At 64.2% G+C, this 573-nt stretch carries 1 pseudogene; it reads left to right on the forward strand.

Annotation, left to right across the window (positions count from 1 at the left end):
• Window positions 1–573: pseudogene (locus RCF13_RS20260) on the forward strand (flagellin); the annotation flags it as partial.

The raw sequence follows: 573 nt of genomic DNA on the forward strand, positions 1-573 counted from the left end.
GGCCTGCGCATCAACAGCGCCAAGGACGACGCCGCCGGCCTGGCGATCTCCGAGCGTTTCAGCACCCAGATCCGCGGTCTGGACGTTGCCGTGCGCAACGCCAACGACGGCATCTCGCTGGCCCAGACCGCCGAAGGCGCGATGGTTGAAATCGGCAACAACCTGCAGCGCATCCGTGAACTGTCGGTGCAGTCGGCCAATGCCACCAACTCCGACAGCGACCGCGAAGCACTGAACGGCGAAGTCAAGCAGCTGACCTCGGAAATCGACCGCGTTGCCCGCCAGACCAACTTCAACGGCACCAGCCTGCTGGACGGCACGTTCTCCGGCGCGCAGTTCCAGATCGGCGCGGATGCGGGCCAGACCATTGGCATCAACTCGATCGTCAATGCCCGCACCAGCTCGCTGGGTTCGGGTCTGTTCGCCGCAACCCAGACGAGCACTGCCGCAGTGGTGGCTGATGCTGCGGAGTCGGACGGCAAGATCACCGGCATGGAGATCAATGGCGTCGCCATCGCTGATGTGAGCTTCAAGGCCGGCGCAACAGCCAGCGACATCAACAACGGCATCGTC

The sequence above is a fragment of the Stenotrophomonas maltophilia group sp. RNC7 genome, assembly GCF_030910085.1.
Classification (GTDB): Bacteria; Pseudomonadota; Gammaproteobacteria; order Xanthomonadales; family Xanthomonadaceae; genus Stenotrophomonas; species Stenotrophomonas sepilia.